Source organism: Streptomyces sp. NPDC053541 (assembly GCF_044544705.1).
GTDB lineage: Bacteria > Actinomycetota > Actinomycetes > Streptomycetales > Streptomycetaceae > Streptomyces.
Map to the genome: position 1 here is coordinate 195,651 of NZ_JBITXM010000001.1, position 17,348 is coordinate 212,998.

Consider the following 17,348-nt stretch of genomic DNA (forward strand, 5'->3'; position numbering starts at 1 on the left):
TTCAAATCATTGAGAGCGAAAAGAGACTGACTCAGCGCACGCGACCAGTGGTCAAGTGAGTGATCCGGAGGCGACCGGCAATGTGCAGGATTCTCGGCTCCTTCGCCGCGGGCACGGACGGGGCCCGTCCCGACCCGGCCGAACTCGCCGCGGTCTCCGCCCGCCAGCGGCACGGCGGCCCGGACGAGCACCAGGTGCTCAGCGGCCCCGGCTGGTCGCTCGGCTGCGACCGGCTCGCCGTCACCGACCCGTGCGGCGGCACCCAGCCCTACCGGCTGCCGCACCTCCCCGGCATCCTCGCCGTGCTCAACGGCGAGATCTACAACCACGCCGAGCTCCGCCGCCGCCTCGCCGCCCGCGGCCACCGCTTCCCCGACCGCTGCGACGGCACGCTGCTGCCCGCGCTCTACGCCGAGTACGGGCCGGGCTTCGCCGAGCACCTGGACGGCATGTTCGCGGTCGCCGTGCTTGACCTGCGCCCCGGCAGCGCCCAACTCGTCCTCGCCGTCGACGACATGGGCATGAAGCCGATCCACCTCCACCACGACCCGCGCGACGGCTCCACCCGCTTTGCCTCCGAGATCCCGGCGCTGCTCGCCTTCGAGGGCGTGCGGATCGCGCCGCGCGAGGAGTCCCTCGACACGGTGCTCGCCACCCGCACCCCGTACGCCTCGCAGACCGCCCTCGACGGGATCAGCGTCCTGCCGCCCGGCGCGACCGCGCTCGTACGGCCCGGCCGCGCACCGCTCGTGCGCCGGCGCGCCCCGCACGCGGCGACGCCCGTCGGCGACACCCAGGACGTGCTGCGGCACGAGGTGCGCCGGCTCGCCACCGCCGACGTGCCGGTGTGCGCGATCACCAGCGGCGGCCTCGACTCCGGCCTGATCACGGCGCTCGCCGCCGAGCAGGCCCGCGAGACGGACGCGCCGCCGCTGCACACCTTCCACCTCACCTACCGCGGCAAGTGGCCCGACTCGGAGTCCGCACACGCGCGTGCGGTCGCCCGCCGGGCGAAGACCGTGCACCACGAGGTGACCGTCGACCCCACCGAGCTGCCCTCCCTGCTCACCCGCACGGTCCGCCACCTGGGGCAGCCCAACGCGGACCCGATCACCCTCTCCACGTACGCCCTCTTCCGCGCCGTCCGCGAGAACGGCTTCACCGTCGCGCTCTCCGGCGACGGCGCGGACGAGCTGTTCGGCGGGTACGACCGGATGCGGGCCGCGCTGACGGCGCCGCCGGGCGTGGACTGGGCGAGCGCGTACGCGGACGCGCTCTCGGCGGCGCCCCGGCTGCTGCGGGAGCACCTCTACACCTCCTCGTACGCCGCCTACATCGCCGACCACGGCTCGGCCGCCGACCGCATCGAGCAGGAGCTCAGATCGGCGGAGGGCGACCGGGCCTCGGTCATGTCGGCCTTCGAGACCCGCTGGCGGCTGCCCGCCTACCACCTGCGGCGGGTCGACCACCTGTCGATGGCGTGGGCGGTGGAGGCGCGGATGCCGTTCTGCCAGCCGGCCGTCGTGGCTCACGCGCGCGAACTGCCGGTGGAGGCGCGGCACGGGAAGCGGGCGCTGTACGAGGCGGGGGCGGAGCTGCTGCCGGCGGGCGTCCTGAACCGGCCCAAGCAGCCGTTCACGCTGCCGATCGCGGCGATGATCTCGCCGGGCGGGCCGCTGCTCGACACCGTGCGCGAACTCCTCTCGCCGGCCCGCCTCGTGCTCGGCGGCAAGATCCGCGCGGATCGCGTGAACCGGCTCCTCGCCCGCCACCTGGAGCGCCCCAACCAGCACATCGCCCTGGCGCTGTGGGCCCTCGCGGTGCACGAGCTGTGGTCGGAGGTCGTCCAGGGCATGCGCATCCCGGTCGGCTGCGCGGCGTGAGCCCGCCAGGCCCGGGCGCCGGCCCCGGGCCGACCGCCCCCACCGACCCCGTCCCGGCCCCCGGCGCGCCCACCCCCGGCACCTCCACCCACCGCGCCCCGGCCCCCCTCCTCCCGGCCCACACCGCCCCCACCCCCGGCGCCCCCACCCACCCCGTCCCCGTCCCTACCGTCCCCGCCCACCTCGTCCTCGCCGAGGACGCCCCCGGCCCGACCCTCGTCATCCGGGTCGGGCAGCTGCCGCCCGGCGCCCTCGCGTCCAGCGCGGAGCTGGCCGGGCTCCGGGCGGCCCTCGCCCGTACCCCGTACGCCCGGCTCGGCAAGATCGCCCTGTACGGGCCCTCCGGCCGAGCCGATGCCGATGCAAGTGCGGACCTCGACTACCGCTTCGTCCAGGCCCTGCCCGACGGCCGGTTCGACTTCCGGACCGGCTGCGGACACTCCCTCCTGGCCTGCGTGGTGGCCGGTGAGGCCACCGTGGACGCGCCCGCGCGGCCGGTCACCGTCCGGGCGGTCACCACCGGGGACACCGTGCGCTGCACGCCCGAGGGCGACGGCGCGTACACGCTCGCCTTCCTGCGCCCGCCCACCGCCCCCGGCACCCTCCCGACCGGCCGGCCCGTCGACGTCCTCGACGGGGTGCCCGTGACGCTGATCCGGTACGGCAACCCGTACGTCCTCGTCGACGCCCGGCACGTCCCCGGACCCGTACCCGAAGGTCCCCTCCACGACCGCCTCCTGGAGCTCCGTGCCCACGCCGCCCGGCTCCTCGGCCACCCGCCCCGCTCCCCGCTCCCCAAGATCGCCGTCTTCACCCGCACCAGCGGCACCCGCACCGGAGGCACCGTGACCGCCCGCGCCCTCACCGTCGGCGGCTGGCACCCCCGCCTCGCGCTCACCGGCGCCGCCGCGTTCGCCGCCGCCGGGGCGATCGACGGCACCGTCCTCGCGGGGCCGGTGACCCGGATCCGTACGCCGGGGGCCACCGTGACCGTGTCGGCGGAGACGGACCGGGTACGGGTCCACCACAAGCGGGCCCGGGTGCTCGACCGGCTCCAACTCCCCTGGCGTATCCACGCAACGGCGTGAACGCGCACCCGTCTCGCCGGGCATCCGGCGGCTCACCTCTGTCACGCTGAATTACGACCGGCAATCGGTATCCGTGGGTATCCGTGGGGAGAGCAGACACACATGAAATTCGAGAATCTGCGTGTCGTCGTGACCGGGGCGAGCCGTTATTTCGGCCGCGCGCTCGCCGTCGGATTCGCCCATCTCGGCGCGGAGGTCTACGTGTCGGCCCGCACCGTCGAGGCCGCAGAGCGGACCCGCACCGAGGTCATGGGCTCCGCCCGCGACCGCATCCACGCCTTCGGCTGCGACCTGAGCCGCCCCGCCGAGATCCGCGAGTTCGCCGCCCGTGTCGGCGAGCGCACCGACCGGGTGGACCTGCTGGTGAACAACGGTGCGCGCTGGCTGGACGGGATGGACCTGGAGGCGGCGAGCGACGACCAGATCGTGGAGACGATCGAGTCGACCGCCGGCGGCACCGTGCTGATGGTGAAGCACTTCCTGCCGCTGCTGCGCGGCTCGCTGCGCCCGGACATCGTGAACATGGTGGCGGTGCGCGACGCCGAGGGCGCCTCCGCGGCGACGGCCGGCGCGGCGCACGAGGCGTTCTGGGCGGCGAAGAGCGCGCAGGCCGGATTCGCGGACATCCTTTCCCGTCGCCTCCGGCCCTCCGGGGTGCGGGTCTTTTCCCTCTTCCCGCCGGACTTCTCGACCTCCGACCCGCGCCACGCGGAATGGGACGGCTCGAATCCGGACGGAATCGCGCCCGACGAGAAGCTCACCACCCAGGCGCTGTTCGAATGCATCGTCTACGCCGTCGAGCAGCCGCGCGACTGCTTCATCCGCTCCTTCCATTTCGAGCCTCGCTGACAAGCGCTTCCCACCACCGCACGACAGCGTCAAGGAGGTCCCATGAACACGCCCGTCTGGATCACCGCGACCCCTCCGGCCACCCACGGCGAACTGCACATCGGCCATCTGGCGGGGCCGTACGTCGCGGCCGACGTCCTCACCCGCTTCCTGCGGGCCGAAGGCGAGCCCGTGCGGTTCACCACCGGTACGGCCGACCACGCCAGCTCGGTCGAGGTGAGAGCGCGCCGGCTCGGCCGCAAGCCGGAGGAGGTCGCCGAGGGCTATCGCGCGGCGATCACCGCGGACTGGCTGCGCTCGGGCGTGGCCTTCGACCACATCGTGAAGCCGCGCAAGGACCGCGGGTACGCGCGCTGGGTGCAGGACCTCTTCAGCCGGCTGTACGCGGAGGGCGTGATCGCCCCGCGCACCCGCCTGCTGCCGTACTGCGAGCCGTGCGAGCGCTGGCTGTACGGGGCGCACGTGACCGGCACCTGCCCGCACTGCGGCGCGTCGAGCGACGGCGGCATGTGCCACGAGTGCGCGCGGCCGAACGACGGCGGCGACCTCATCGCCCCGCGCTGCTCGCTGTGCGACACCCCGGCGCTGGCCCGCCGCTGCCGACGCCTGTACGTGCCCCTGGAGCCCTTCCGCGACCAGCTGTCCGACTACTGGGCGATGGTCGAGCTGCCGCCCCGGCTGGCCGCGCTGTGCGAGTCGCTGGTGGAGGACGGGCTGCCGGACATCGCCGTCGGGCACCCGGCCGAGTGGGGTCTCGACGTGCCCGTGGAGGGCTTCGCGGACCACCGGATCGACGCCTGCTTCGAGGCGGCGGCCATGCACCTCTTCGGCTACGACCCGAAGGGCCCGCTGCCGCGCCGCACGATCCACTTCTGCGGCTTCGGGCACTCCTTCTGCCACGCCGTGCTGCTGCCGGTGCTGCTGCTGGCGCAGGACGTGAAGCTGCCGCAGGAGTTCAACGTCAACGAGTCGTACGTGGTGGAGGAGGGCGTCCGCGAGGGCAACGTGTGGGCGCTCGACCTGCTCACCGAGTACGGCTCCGACACCCTGCGCCGGCACGTCCTGCAGGCCCGGCCGACCGGCCGCCGCACGGTGCACCAGCGCGACCGGCTCGCCGCCGCCCGGCAGGAGCTGGACGAGATCTGGAACAGCTGGCTGACCCGGCTCTTCGCGGCCGTCCGCGAGGAGTGCGACGGGGTGGCGCCGCAGGCGATGCCCGGCGGCACCGGCTGGACGGTCCTGGAGCGCCGGCTGCACCGCGGTCTGGACGACCTGCGCGAGGCCTACGGCCCGGACGCCTTCGACCCGCGGCGGGCGGTGGCGGTGCTCGACGAGATGGTCCGCTCGGTCGCCGACTTCGGTTACGTCAACGCGCACGAACGCTGCCGCCCGACCACCAACTGCCGGCATCTGCCCGCGCTCGCCGCACAGTTGGCGGTGGCCTCGGCGCTCGCCGCCTGGGCCCGGCCGGCCATGCCGGAGGGCGCGGACCGGCTCGCGGCGGCGCTCCAGGTGGAGCCGGGCCGGCCGGTGGACTGGTCGGCGCTGATCGCCCCGCTGCCGGGCACGCGGCTCGCGCCGCCGTCCGGTCCCGTCTTCGGATTCTGAGGCCGGATCCGTACCGCCCCCGGCTTCTAAGCCCCTAAGAAGTCGCGTACTTGCCGCCCACGACCCCCCTCTCCGCCCCGCCCACGGCCCGCACCACGCACCACGCGCGCCCACGGCCCGCACCCGCACCGCACACCCGCACCCGCGGGCCCGTACCACGCACCCGCACCCGCGGGCCCGCACCAGCCCGAAGGAACAGCCCTCTCGCCCTCCCTCCCTGCCGCGTGACCGTGCGCGCCACGCGCGGGGGCACGCGGCCCACCCCACAGGAGCCCCTCGTGTCCCTGCGCGTCGCCATGCTCAGCGTCCACACCTCCCCGCTCCACCAGCCCGGAACCGGGGACGCCGGCGGGATGAACGTCTACATGGTCGAGCTGTCCCGCGCCCTCGCCGAACAGGGCGTCCAGGTCGACCTGTTCACCCGCTGCCGGGGAGAACTCCCGCCCGGTCCGGTCGACCTGGAGCCGGGCGTACGGGTCCGGCACCTGCCGGCCGGTCCGCGCCGGCCGCTGCCCAAGGAGGCCATGCCCGACCTGGTCGTGCCCTTCTCGCTGGCCCTGCTCGGCGAGGCCCGCCGGGCCGGCCGGCGCTACGACCTGGTCCACTCGCACTACTGGCTGTCCGGGCAGGCCGGCCGGATCGCCTCCTTCGGCTGGGGCATACCGCTGGTGCACACCGCGCACACCCTGGCCCTGGTGAAGAACGCCCACCTCGCCGAGGGCGACCGCCCCGAGCCCGAGCTGCGGATCCGGGGCGAGCGCCAGGTGGTCGGGGACGCCGACCGGCTGATCGCCAACACGGGCGACGAGGCGGAGGCGCTGCGCACGCTGTACGGGGCGGACCCGGTGCGCACCGAGGTGGTGCGGCCGGGGGTGGACCTGCGCACCTTCGCGCACCCGGCCGTGCCGGGCGGCGGCCGGGCGGAGGCCCGGGCCCGGCTCGGGCTGCCGGCGGACGCGTTCGTGCCGTTGTACGCGGGGCGGATCCAGCCGCTGAAGGGGCCGGACGTGCTGGTGCGGGCCGTGGCGGAGCTGCTGCGGATGGCGCCGGAGCTGCGCCGCCGGACGGTGGTGCCGGTGGTGGGCGGGCATTCGGGCGCGACGGAGCAGGGCACGGTGTGGCGGCTGGCCGCCGAGCTGGGCGTGGACGAGGTCCTCAAGCCCTGCCCGCCGGTGCCGCAGGAGCGGCTCGCGGACTACTACCGGGCGGCGGACGTGCTGGTGGTGCCCTCGCGTTCGGAGTCCTTCGGTCTGGTGGCCCTGGAGGCGCAGGCGTGCGGGACGCCGGTGCTCGCGGCGGCGGTCGGCGGGCTGCCGACGGCGGTGTGGGACGGGGTGACGGGGCTGCTGGTGCCGGGGCACGACCCGGTGGAGTACGCGCGGCGGCTGTTGTGGCTGGCCCGGAACCCGCGGGCGCGGGTGACGATGGGGGAGGCGGCGGCGCGGCACGCGCGGGGGATGAGCTGGCGGGTGGCCGCCACGCGGACGATCGACGTCTACGAGGACGCGGTGGCGCGGCCGGCGGCGCCGTCGGCACGGGTGGGGCAAGGGCGGCGGCACGCCCCTGCCCCGGCGGCCCCTCTCTCCTGGAGGAACGAGAAGGCCGTAGCACGAGTCTAGCATCTCTTTTGGTCCGACCAAAGGTTAGGGGCGGCCAGGATGCTCCAATTCCGTTCCCGTGATGGCGCATTGACGCACTCACGCCATGGCGGGTCCACGCAGAGAGAATCCCTGGATTCGCCTCGGAGCCCCCGACAGAATGGAGATGTCTTCAGGGAGAGCCCGGCGGCACGGGCCCCCAGAAGCCGGAATTCACATTCCAACTCCTGGAGGAATCATGAAGAAGACCGTCCGTCAGTTCGCCCTCGCCCTGGTCGCCTGTCTGGCCGTCGCCGGCGGCGCGACGATCGCCGCCACCAGCGGTGAGTCCACCGCCCCCGAGGCTCCGCAGATGGTGGCCGCGGACGACAACTGGCCGGTCCCCACCCCCGCGCCGAGCAACTGAACAATCGCCCGGCATATTTCGAGCCGAACAACCGAAGAGCTGAACGGGCGAAGCTGAACAACCGAAGAGTCGAACAACCGAAGAGCCGAAGAAGCCGAGAAAAGGCCCCGTGATCGCCCTGCCACGATCACGGGGCCTTTTCCGTGCCCGTACCCGGCCCTTCGGGGGCCGCCGGCTCAGTCCAGCCAGCCCATCCGCACCGCCCGCACACCCGCCTCGAAACGGCTCGTCGCCCCCAGTTCCTGCATGAGTTCCGAGAGCATGCGGCTCACCGTGCGCAGCGACACCCCGAGGCTGCGGGCGATCTTCTCGTCCTTCATCCCGGTGGCCAGCATCCGCAGCGCCGCCCGCTGCTGTTCGGAGAGCCCGTCGCCGCCGCGCTCGGCCGCGGCCCCGGAGCCGTACGGCACGGCCGTGTGCCAGCAGTGCTCGAAGAGGCCCAGGTAGGAGCGCACCAGGGCCCGGCCGCGGGCCAGGATGGCGCCCTTGCGGGCGTCCTCGGGGCGGATCGGCAGCATCGCGTACTGCTGGTCGATGATGATCATGTTGAGCGGTACGACCGCGGCGACCCGGATCTCCGCGCCCAGCTCGCTGCGGGCGTCCAGGAGTTCGGCCACGTCCGGGCGCGTGGCGTGTTCGTGCGCGTAGATCGCCCGGACCCGGATGCCCTGTTCGAGGCGCCGGCGGTCCCGGTCGAGCGTCACCTCGTGCACCTCGCGGCTCGGCCCGCCGGGGTACATGGACGCCGAGCTCTCCTGCATCACGTCGATGATGTCGTCCAGCGCCTGCTGGATGCGCCGGTAGTCGGTCAGCGCCTCCACCTCGACCTCGGAGCCCGCGAGCACGCTGGCCCGCAGGAAGGTGCCGGCCAGCGCCTCCAGGTTCGCGTACGCCCGGTCGGCCTCCGCCAGGTGCTCGCGCAGCCGGTCCCGCTCGCGGTCGAGCAGCCGGAGCAGCGCGATCTCCGGGTCGACCGCCGCGACCGTGTCGGCGTCCGCGCGCCAGGTGCCGGCGCGGACGTCGGCGAGGGTGGCGTGGGTGCGCGTGGTGGGCACGATCAGCCCCAGCGCGATCAGTTCGGCCCGACATCGCTCGTACTCCTCGGCGGAGAGCCCGAGTTCGTCCGAGACGGCGGCGAAGCTGGACACCCCCCGGCGCCGTAACTCCTGGTAGAGCGGCACGAGTCGGGCATGCGGGTCCGTGTGGTCCAGGGTCGGTCCCGTGTGGTCCCCGGCCGGGTGCGCGGCCGGGTGCGCGGCGTGGTGGGCGGGCACGGCGCCTCCGGTCGTCCCGCCGCCCGTGGTGTCGTCGGTCGCAGCCATGGCGCGTCTCCCCCTCGTCGTCGTGGTTCCCCCGGCTCGGCCTCCTGGACGGGGGCCGCCCGCACGCGGCACTCTGTCGACTCGAACCGTGCGCGCCGCGCCGTCGTGCGACGTGCCCGCCCGCGGTTCCATGATCAGGCTACGTCGTGGGCGCCTCGTACGCCTCGCCGTCGAGCAGCCCGAGCCGGGCGGCCTTGACGCCGGCCTCGAAGCGGCTGGCGGCGTCGAGTTCCTGCATGACCTCGGAGATCAGCCGGCTGACCGTGCGCAGCGAGACGCCCAGGTTGCGGGCCACCTGCTCGTCCTTGATGCCGGAGGCGAGCATCCGCAGGGCGGCGCGCTGCTGTTCGGACAGCCCGTCGCCGCCGCGCTCGGCCGGCTCCTCGTGGCCGTACGGGGTGGCGGCGTGCCAGCAGTAGTCGTAGAGGGCGCGGTAGGAGCGCACCAGGCCCGGTCCGCGGGCCAGGATCGCGGCCGAGTCCGGGTCGTGCGGATCGGTGGGCAGCAGCGCGAAGTTCTCGTCGGCGAGCACCATGTTCATGGGCACGACGGCCGAGAGCCGCACCTCCACGCCGAGCGCGGTCCGCTCGGCCAGGTGCTGCGCCATCTCCGGGACCTGGCCGACCCGGTGGCTGTACATGGCCTGGACGCGCACGCCCCGGGCCACCCGGTCGCGGTCCCGCGCCAGTTCGAGGGACATCTCCTCGCGGCGCACCGATCCGGTGAGCATGGAATGGACGGAGCTCCGCACCGCGTTCGTCAGGTCAGCCAGTTCCCGCTGGATCCTGGCCGGATCCTCCACGATCTCGACCTCGACCTCGGAGCCCGGCTGCATGCCGGCCCGCAGGAACGGTCCGGCGAGGGTCTCCAGGGTGGTGTGCGCGCGGCTGGTCTCGGCAAGCCGGTTCTCCAGGCGCTCGCGCTCGTGCTGGAGGAGGCGGAGCAGCGCGATGTCGGGGTCGACCACGGTCGGGACGGCGGCGCGGCCGTTCCGGCCGCCGCCGTCCGGTCCGGCAGCACTGTCCGCACTGTCCGCGGGGTCCGGCCCGGCGATCAGGCCGAGGGTGACCAACTCGGCGTGGCAGCGCTCGCGTTCGGCCTTGGTCAGGTCGAGCCGGCGGGCCACGTCGTCGAAGGACTCGCCGGTGCTGCCGCGCAACTCCTGGTAGAGCGCCAGGGCCTGCTCGCTTCCCGTACGCGCTCCGGCGGCGTTTTTGGACACGGCGCAGCAGACTCCCCTCGGATCGCGCGGATCCTGTTGAAACGCCCCGCTAGACCCTGCCACAGATTCGAACGCACCGCATGGTGTTCGCCCGCTTTCGGCCTGCGGGGCACGCGTCCACCGGGCCGGCGTCCTGCCCGGCGTCCGGCTAGGCCTCCGGACCGGCGTCCGGCTCGGCGTCCGGTGTGGCGTGGCAGTCGGGGCAGACGCCCTTGAAGACCACCTCGGCGTCGCTGACCCGCCAGTCCGGCAGGCTGCCGCGGGGCGGGGCGGGGGCGGTGGCGGTCACGTTCGCCACGCGGCCGCACCGCAGGCACAGGGCGTGCTGGTGCGGCGGGCCGGAGATCTCGAACACGGCGGGCAGGCCCGGCCGGTCGAACTTGCTGACCAGACCGGTCTCCTGGAAGTGCCGCAGCATCTCGTAGACGGCCTGGCTGGTGAGCGTGCCCAGGCGCTCGCGGGCGGTCGCGGTGATCGCCTCCACGTCGAGATGGCCGCCGGCGGCGAGCACCGTGAGCACCTCCAGGCGCGGACCGGTGACCCGCAGGCCCACGTCGCGCAGGCGCTGGATCACCGCCTCGCGGCCCGTCAGCTCTTCCACGACTGCCATTCTCTCCGCCCGCCACCCGATGCCTGGTCGGCCCAAACCTTTGTGGGCATCGTACCTCTTGCCCAACCCTGGCGTCAGGGGATCCTCGGCCAGGCCGGGCACGCCCGGCTGCGGACTCAGTCGTCCGCCCGGCAGACCAGGAGCACGCTCTCCGTCCGGTCGTCGATCCGGTGCCGCCGGCGGCCCTCGATGTGCAGGCCGGCCGAGTGCAGCTCGGCCGCCAGGTGTTCGCCGTCCACGATCCACTTGTCGGTGCGGAGCACCACCCGCTCGGTGGAGAGCTTCCCGGTGCGGGCCGCGTAGTAGGTGATCCGTTCGCTCATCGTGGGCAGGTCGAAGGTCTGCCGGGCCACCACCCACTCGTCGATGCCGTCGAAGCGCGGCACCTGGAAGGCCCAGGTGCGCTGCGGCTCGGCGACCAGGCCGGGCAGCTGGTGGGCCGTGTAGTCGAGCGCGAGCGCTCCGCCCGCCCCCAGGTGCGAGGCGATCTCGCGCAGCAGCCGGGGCCGTGCCTGCGGCGGTACGGCGGAGACCATCGCGCCCGCGAGCAGCGCGAGCCGGTAGTCGCCGTCGAGCCGCAGCTCCGTGAGGTCGGCCCGGGTGGTCACGACGAGCCCGGCGACCTGCGGACCGATCCGCCGGGCCCATTTCTCGAGGCGCTCCAGGGCGGGGCCGTCCCGGTCCACGGCCTCCACGGCGAAGCCGTGCCGGGCGAAGGGGACGGCGAGCCGTCCCGCGCCGGAGCCGAGATCGAGGACGGGGCCGCCGGTGGACCGGGCGAGGGAGAGGTACCGGACGATGTCGGCGCTGTGCGGGCCGAGGAGCGCGTCGTGCAGCCAGACCGAGTCCTCGTCGCCGGGGGAGACGGATTCCAGTCCGGGAAGGGTGTCGGACGGGAGCCGGATCCCGGCGCCGGGGGCGGGCAGTTCGAGGTGACCGGCGTGCCGGTCGGGGCCGTGGTGACCGTGGTGGCCGTGGTGCTCGGGGCCGCAGGGGTGGCCCGAGGGGTGGCCGGAAGGATGGCCGGAAGGGTGACGCCGGTCGTATCGGGACGGCAGGACCGGGGCGAGCGGTGCGGGCACGACGGGCAGGGAAGTGCCGCTCGGTGTGTGCATCGCTCCTCCAGGGCTCGCTCGGTCCGTGCCGTCCGGGCGGGGCACCCGTGCCGCCGGGGCCGCGCCGCTGTGCTCCATCCTGACCTGCGGCGAAGGGCCGGTTCCAGCGGATCCGGGGGCGTGAACACGCGATGGCGTGTGTCTGCCACGGGGGCGCGCGGAGGAGTCGTGGGCGCCGGAGCGCGTGCGAGGGGGCGGGAGCCCGTACGGGGGCTTCAGGAGCGCGTACGAGAAAAGGGAGGGCGTACGAGAAAGGGGCGCGCGTACGAGGAGGGCGCCGGCCCCGTCAGAGCGGGCGGCTGTGGCGATTCGCGTCGCCGAGCGGGGCGAAGCCGCGACGCTCGTAGAAGGGGAGCGAGGGGTCGGCGGCGGCCGGGAGGGTCAGTCGCAGCTCGGTGGCGCCGTAGGCGCGCATCCGCTCGCTGGTCGCGGCGAGCAGGGCCGTGCCGATCCCGGCGCGGCGGGCCGCGGGGAGCACCGCGAGCGCGTACAGCTCGCCCTCGCCCGGTACGGGCACGCCGCCGGCCACCGCGCCGAGCAGGGTGCCGTCCGGTGCCGCGGCCACCAGCCAGCCGAGCCAGCCGGGCGCGCCGCCGGGAATTTCAATTTCCGCGCGGATACGGGGGAGTGCGCATTGCGCGGACACCAGCCGTCCGGTGGGGATTTCTCCGAGTATTTCCGTGTAGCTGTCCCGGATGCACTCGGCAAGCAGCCTGGATATCGTCGTCGCGTCGGCGGCTTCCGCCGCCCGCACGTCCGCCAGCTGCATTGGTTCGTACCCTTCGACGTGCCGAGCTGAACGCCAACAGACCCACAATAGCCGGGAATTCGGACGGGGTGCGACCGATGTGAAATCTACGAATTCCCTTAGTAATTAATTCGGGAACGAGCAGCAGGCGATGATCAGCGGGGCCGCGGCCAGGCCGGCCGCCGCGATCGTCGCCAGTCCCCACAGCACCGGATGCCCGGCGCTGTGCGGGGTGAGGATGCGCCGCATCCGCAGCGCGGCCGACGGGCCGCCCGCTCCGAAGGCCTGCCGCGGCGCCCGGCCGGAGGCGAGCGCGTACAGCGCGGTGGCCAGCGCGTCGCGCGAACAGCGGCGCAACGCCCGGTCGTCCGCGGCCATTTCGAGCAGCAGCGGCACCGCCGTGGCGCCGTCCCGGGCCAGCGGCAGATGCCGGAAGGCGGCGGCGAAGGCCTCCACCGCCGCGACCAGCAGATGGTGCCGGCCCGTGATGTGCGCCCGCTCGTGCGCCAGGGCGGCGGCCAGCTGCGGGCCGGTGAGCGCGTCCAGGGCGCCGGAGGACACCACCACCCGGCGCGAACGCCCCGGCAGGCAGTAGACCGCGGGCCGCTCGTGCTCCAGGACCGTGACGCCGAGCCCCGCGTCGTACCGCCCGACGAGCCGCAGCGTCTCCGCGTGCCGGCGCCGCTGCCGGCGGGCCCGCAGCAGGGTCCGGGCGAAGCAGGTGACGGGCACCGCGAAGATGCCCAGGGCGAGGGCGAGCGAGCTGTATTCGAGCGCCGTGAACCGCAGGAACTCCTCGGCCGTCGGCAGCCGCAGCCCGAACAGCGCGTCGCTGAGCCGGTGTCCGGTCGAGCTCGGCAGGATCAGCTGCGCCGGCAGCAGCGCCGCCGAGCCGGTGAACAGTGCCCCGCTCACCGCCCACACCGCGAGCGCGAGCCGCGGCACCTGCTGCGCCCAGCGGGCCCGCACGAGCAGCCACGGCACGAGGAAGCCCGTACAGAGGAGGAGGCCGAGCGGTGGCAGCGCGTGGTGGTTCACCGTTCCACGCCCTGGGCGCGCCGGGCGGTGCGCAGCGCCGCGTCGAGGGCCGCCATGTCCTCGTCGGAGATGGTCTCCACGAAGCGCAGCAGGGCGGCGGGCCGGTCCTGGCTGTCGCCGAGCGCGTCCTGCATGAGCCCGGCGGTGTACTCCTCGCGGCTGCGCACGGGTTCGTACAGCCAGGCCCGGCCGGACTTCTCGCGGCGCAGCCAGCCCTTGCGGTGGAGTATGTCCGCGACGGTCATGACCGTCGTGTAGGCGACCCGGCGCCCCAGATTGATGTCGTCCACGATCTCGCGGACCGTGGCGGGCCGCTGCCAGGCCCACAGCCGGTCCATGATCTCGGCCTCCAGCTCTCCCAGCCGGCGCACGTGCATCCCCTCCCCGCTCCGGGCGGCTCATCGTACGGGCCGCCTCGCCCGCTCAGGTATACCCCCCGGGGGTAGCATGGCGGGATGACGACCCTCATGAACGGACTCGTGAAGAACCGCCCCTGTGCGAAGGTCTGCGTCCCCGGACTGCCCGGCGCGGTGGAACTGGTGCTCCTGCGTCAGGTGCTCGGCCTGTGTCTTCGGCTGAGCGTCCGGCTGACCGCCGACTGCCCTTCGCACAAGGGCGGCTGACTCTTTTCAGTTGTCGGCGTGCGGATCAGGTGCGGCTCAGGTGCGGATCAGGCGGGCGATCGCCTTCGACGCCTCGCCGACCTTGACCTTGGCCTGGTCCCCGCCGGCCTCGATGGCCTCCGTGACGCAGCAGCTGAGGTGCTCGTCGAGGAGGGCCACGGCGCAGGACTGGAGGGCCGCGTTGATCGCGGAGACCTGGGTGAGGACGTCGATGCAGTAGACGTCCTCGTCCACCATCCGCTGCACCCCCCGGACCTGTCCCTCGATGCGCCGGAGGCGTCTGATGATGTCTTCCTTCTGCTGTACGTAACCGGCCATGGCGGCCTCTCCCGTCAGTACGTCACATCACGGCGCTGGAAGGGGTCGTGCTCGGGGACGGCCTAGCGGTCGGCGGCCTGGAAGCCGCGCAGGCGGAGGCTGTTGCCGACCACGAAGACCGAGGAGAAGGCCATGGCCGCTCCGGCGATCATCGGGTTGAGCAGTCCGGCCGCGGCGAGCGGCAGGGCGGCCACGTTGTAGGCGAAGGCCCAGAAGAGGTTGGAGCGGATGGTGCCGAGGGTCTTGCGGGAGAGCCGGATGGCGTCGGCCGCGGCCCGCAGGTCGCCCCGGACCAGGGTCAGGTCGCCCGCCTCGATGGCGGCGTCGGTGCCGGTGCCCATCGCGAGGCCCAGGTCGGCCTGGGCGAGCGCGGCGGCGTCGTTGACGCCGTCGCCGACCATGGCGACCGAACGGCCCTCGCCCTGGAGGCGCTTGACGACGTCGACCTTGTCCTGCGGCATGACCTCGGCGATGACCTCGTCGATGCCGACCTCGGCGGCGACGGCCTCGGCGACCGCCTTGTTGTCGCCGGTGAGCAGGATCGGGGTGAGGCCGAGGGCGCGCAGCCGCTTGATGGCCTCGGCGCTGGTCTCCTTGATGGCGTCGGCGACTTCGAGCACCGCGCGGGCCTGGCCGTCCCAGGCCACCGCGATGGCGGTCTTGCCGGCGGCCTCGGCGGCCTCCTTGGCGGCCTTGAGTGACGGGGTGAGCTCCATCGCCCACTCCTGGAGCAGCTTCTCGCGGCCGACGAGGACGGCGTGGCCGTCGACGACGCCCTGGACGCCGAGTCCGGGGATGTTGGCGAAGTCCTCGGGGGTGGGCAGGGTGCCGACCTTGGCGGCGGCGCCGGTGGCGACGGCCTGGGCGATCGGGTGCTCGGAGGAGTGCTCCAGGGCGCCGGCGAGGCGCAGCACGTCGGTCTCGTCCGTACTGGCGGCGGTGTGGACCTTGATGAGGGTCATCCGGCCGGTGGTGACGGTGCCGGTCTTGTCCAGGACGATGGTGTCGACCTTGCGGGTGGTCTCCAGGACCTCGGGGCCCTTGATGAGGATGCCGAGCTGCGCGCCGCGGCCGGTGCCGACCATGAGGGCGGTCGGGGTGGCCAGGCCCAGGGCGCACGGGCAGGCGATGATCAGGACGGCGACGGCCGCGGTGAAGGCGGCGGTCAGGCCCTGGCCGGTGCCGAGCCAGAAGCCGAGGGTGCCGAGCGAGAGCGCGATGACGATCGGCACGAAGACGGCGGAGATCTTGTCGGCGAGGCGCTGGGCGGCGGCCTTGCCGTTCTGGGCGTCCTCGACGAGCTTGGCCATGCGGGCCAGCTGGGTGTCGGCGCCGACCCGGGTGGCCTCGACGACCAGGCGGCCGCCGGCGTTCAGGGTCGCGCCGGTGACGGAGTCGCCGACGCCGACCTCGACGGGCACGGACTCGCCGGTGAGCATGGAGGCGTCGACGGCCGAGGAGCCCTCGACGACGGTGCCGTCGGTGGCGATCTTCTCGCCGGGGCGGACCAGGAAGCGGTCGCCGACCTGGAGTTCGGCGGTCGGCACGGTGACCTCGCGCCCGTTCCTGAGGACGGTGACCTCCTTCGCGCCCAGCTGCATCAGCGCCTTGAGCGCGGCGCCGGCCTTGCGCTTGGAGCGGGCCTCGAAGTAGCGGCCGGCCAGGATGAAGGCGGTGACGCCGGCCGCGGCCTCCAGGTAGATGTTCCCGGCGCCGTCGGTGCGGGCGATGGTGAACTCGAAGGGGTGCGTCATGCCGGGGGTGCCGGCGGTGCCGAAGAACAGCGCCCACAGCGACCACAGGAACGCGGCGATGGTGCCGACCGAGATCAGCGTGTCCATCGTGGCGGCGCCGTGCTTGGCGTTGGTCCAGGCGGCCTTGTGGAAGGGCCAGGCGGCGTACGTGACGACCGGCGCGGCGAGCGTGAGGCTCAGCCACTGCCAGTACTCGATCTGGAGGGCCGGGACCATCGCCATCGCGATGGTCGGCACGGCGAGCGCGACGGCCGTGATCAGGCGCTGCTTGAGCGGCCGCAGTTCGGCGTCGGCGATCTCCTCGTCGGTGGGGCCCTCGGGGCCGCCGGTGGCGGCCGGGCGCTCGGGCTCCGGCTCCTTGGCGGTGTAGCCGGTGGCCTCGACGGTCGCGATCAGGTCGGTGACGGCGATGTCGGCGGAGAAGGTGACCTTCGCCTTCTCGGTCGCGTAGTTGACGGTGGCCTCGACCCCGTCCATGCGGTTGAGCTTCTTCTCGATCCGGGCCGCGCACGAGGCGCAGGTCATGCCGCCGATGGCGAGCTCGACCTGGGCGGTGCCGGGGGTCGTCGTTGTCATGAGGTCTGCTCCTCGTTCGTCACGGGTCGGGGGCCGGGGCCCGGGCGTGGTGGGCGAGCCCCGGCGGCCGGTGGGCACGGTCGGCGCGCGGCGCCGGTCGAGCCCGGTCGGGCCCGACGGTCAGGCGCGGCCGGTCAGCTCGTAGCCGGCGTCGTCGACCGCCGCGGCGATGGCGGCGTCGTCGGGCGCGCCGCCGGTGGTGACGGTCACCTTGCCGCCGGCCACGTCGACGTCGACGGAGATGACGCCGTCGAGCGCGCTGACGGAGTTGGTGATGGCGGTCTTGCAGTGGCCGCAGGTCATGCCGCTGACGGCGTAGACCGTGGTGGTGGCGTCGGCGACGGCGGTGGCCGTGGTCGCCTCGGTGGTGTTGCAGCTGTTGTCGGGGGTGCAGCAGGAGCCCATGTCGTCCTCCGTCGGTCGGTCACTGGCGGTCTCGGATACCCTCGGGGGGTATCGCTTCGGGTCTATGTATACCCCCCTCCCGTATCGCGTGCAAGTGCGGAACCGACGTGACTTTGATACCCCCCAGGGGTATGGTGAGGTGCATGGAAGGGGACCCGACCGACACTGACGGCGCGCCCGCGCGC

Annotated in this window: 17 protein-coding genes; 7 read left to right on the forward strand and 10 right to left on the reverse strand. The window is 73.8% G+C overall.

Annotation, left to right across the window (positions count from 1 at the left end; all coding sequences use genetic code 11):
* The first annotated feature begins 80 nt into the window (after positions 1-80).
* The 6 genes from asnB to ACIGW2_RS01090 all read left to right on the forward strand — a co-directional run bounded on the left by asnB (position 81) and on the right by ACIGW2_RS01090 (position 7,432).
* Positions 81-1,883 carry an asparagine synthase (glutamine-hydrolyzing) gene (asnB, locus tag ACIGW2_RS01065; RefSeq protein WP_399840460.1) on the forward strand — a complete coding sequence of 601 codons (1,803 nt, stop codon included), beginning with the start codon at positions 81-83 and terminating at the stop codon, positions 1,881-1,883.
* A complete protein-coding gene (locus tag ACIGW2_RS01070; protein WP_399840462.1) occupies positions 1,880-2,971 on the forward strand; it encodes a hypothetical protein in 1,092 nt (363 codons plus the stop codon). Before asnB ends, ACIGW2_RS01070 begins: the two co-directional genes overlap by 4 nt.
* A gap of 102 nt (positions 2,972-3,073) precedes the next feature.
* A complete protein-coding gene (locus ACIGW2_RS01075) occupies positions 3,074-3,820 on the forward strand; it encodes an SDR family oxidoreductase (protein ID WP_356068497.1) in 747 nt (248 codons plus the stop codon).
* Between the two features lie 42 nt (positions 3,821-3,862).
* On the forward strand, positions 3,863-5,428 hold the full coding sequence (locus tag ACIGW2_RS01080; protein ID WP_361574520.1) for a class I tRNA ligase family protein: 1,566 nt from the start codon (positions 3,863-3,865) through the stop codon (positions 5,426-5,428).
* Between the two features lie 296 nt (positions 5,429-5,724).
* Positions 5,725-7,047: a D-inositol-3-phosphate glycosyltransferase gene (mshA, locus tag ACIGW2_RS01085; protein ID WP_361575717.1), complete on the forward strand. Its 1,323-nt coding sequence runs from the start codon at positions 5,725-5,727 to the stop codon at positions 7,045-7,047.
* Between the two features lie 217 nt (positions 7,048-7,264).
* Positions 7,265-7,432, forward strand: coding sequence for a hypothetical protein (locus ACIGW2_RS01090; protein ID WP_356068501.1), 168 nt, complete (start codon positions 7,265-7,267; stop codon positions 7,430-7,432).
* 176 nt (positions 7,433-7,608) lie between these two features.
* On the opposite strand, the gene ACIGW2_RS01095 is transcribed toward ACIGW2_RS01090, so the two are convergent.
* From ACIGW2_RS01095 to ACIGW2_RS01125, 7 genes are all read right to left on the reverse strand, one after another.
* On the reverse strand, positions 7,609-8,754 hold the full coding sequence (locus tag ACIGW2_RS01095; RefSeq protein WP_399840463.1) for a LuxR C-terminal-related transcriptional regulator: 1,146 nt from the start codon (positions 8,752-8,754) through the stop codon (positions 7,609-7,611).
* A 139-nt stretch (positions 8,755-8,893) separates the two neighbouring features.
* Positions 8,894-9,976: a LuxR C-terminal-related transcriptional regulator gene (locus ACIGW2_RS01100; RefSeq protein WP_391652767.1), complete on the reverse strand. Its 1,083-nt coding sequence runs from the start codon at positions 9,974-9,976 to the stop codon at positions 8,894-8,896.
* Between the two features lie 148 nt (positions 9,977-10,124).
* Positions 10,125-10,577 carry a Fur family transcriptional regulator gene (locus ACIGW2_RS01105; protein WP_399840465.1) on the reverse strand — a complete coding sequence of 151 codons (453 nt, stop codon included), beginning with the start codon at positions 10,575-10,577 and terminating at the stop codon, positions 10,125-10,127.
* Positions 10,578-10,702: 125 nt separating this feature from the next.
* Positions 10,703-11,701 carry a class I SAM-dependent methyltransferase gene (locus ACIGW2_RS01110; protein WP_361574532.1) on the reverse strand — a complete coding sequence of 333 codons (999 nt, stop codon included), beginning with the start codon at positions 11,699-11,701 and terminating at the stop codon, positions 10,703-10,705.
* 286 nt (positions 11,702-11,987) lie between these two features.
* Positions 11,988-12,470 carry a GNAT family N-acetyltransferase gene (locus tag ACIGW2_RS01115; RefSeq protein WP_361574535.1) on the reverse strand — a complete coding sequence of 161 codons (483 nt, stop codon included), beginning with the start codon at positions 12,468-12,470 and terminating at the stop codon, positions 11,988-11,990.
* A gap of 105 nt (positions 12,471-12,575) precedes the next feature.
* Positions 12,576-13,487: a M56 family metallopeptidase gene (locus ACIGW2_RS01120; protein WP_391652763.1), complete on the reverse strand. Its 912-nt coding sequence runs from the start codon at positions 13,485-13,487 to the stop codon at positions 12,576-12,578.
* Entirely contained in the window at positions 13,484-13,858 is a 375-nt protein-coding gene (locus ACIGW2_RS01125) for a BlaI/MecI/CopY family transcriptional regulator (RefSeq protein WP_356068571.1), read from the reverse strand. The genes ACIGW2_RS01120 and ACIGW2_RS01125 overlap by 4 nt, the downstream gene beginning before the upstream one ends.
* A gap of 84 nt (positions 13,859-13,942) precedes the next feature.
* On the opposite strand from ACIGW2_RS01125, the gene ACIGW2_RS01130 reads away from it, so the two are divergent.
* A complete protein-coding gene (locus ACIGW2_RS01130; RefSeq protein ID WP_391652762.1) occupies positions 13,943-14,110 on the forward strand; it encodes a hypothetical protein in 168 nt (55 codons plus the stop codon).
* Positions 14,111-14,146: 36 nt separating this feature from the next.
* On the opposite strand, the gene ACIGW2_RS01135 is transcribed toward ACIGW2_RS01130, so the two are convergent.
* The 3 genes from ACIGW2_RS01135 to ACIGW2_RS01145 all read right to left on the reverse strand — a co-directional run bounded on the left by ACIGW2_RS01135 (position 14,147) and on the right by ACIGW2_RS01145 (position 17,163).
* A complete protein-coding gene (locus tag ACIGW2_RS01135) occupies positions 14,147-14,446 on the reverse strand; it encodes a metal-sensitive transcriptional regulator (RefSeq protein WP_391652948.1) in 300 nt (99 codons plus the stop codon).
* 44 nt (positions 14,447-14,490) lie between these two features.
* The gene (locus ACIGW2_RS01140) at positions 14,491-16,758 is read right to left on the reverse strand and encodes a heavy metal translocating P-type ATPase (RefSeq protein WP_399840466.1); all 2,268 of its coding nucleotides are present in this window, start codon (positions 16,756-16,758) and stop codon (positions 14,491-14,493) included.
* Between the two features lie 120 nt (positions 16,759-16,878).
* On the reverse strand, positions 16,879-17,163 hold the full coding sequence (locus ACIGW2_RS01145) for a cation transporter (protein ID WP_356068582.1): 285 nt from the start codon (positions 17,161-17,163) through the stop codon (positions 16,879-16,881).
* Positions 17,164-17,348: the final 185 nt, after the last annotated feature.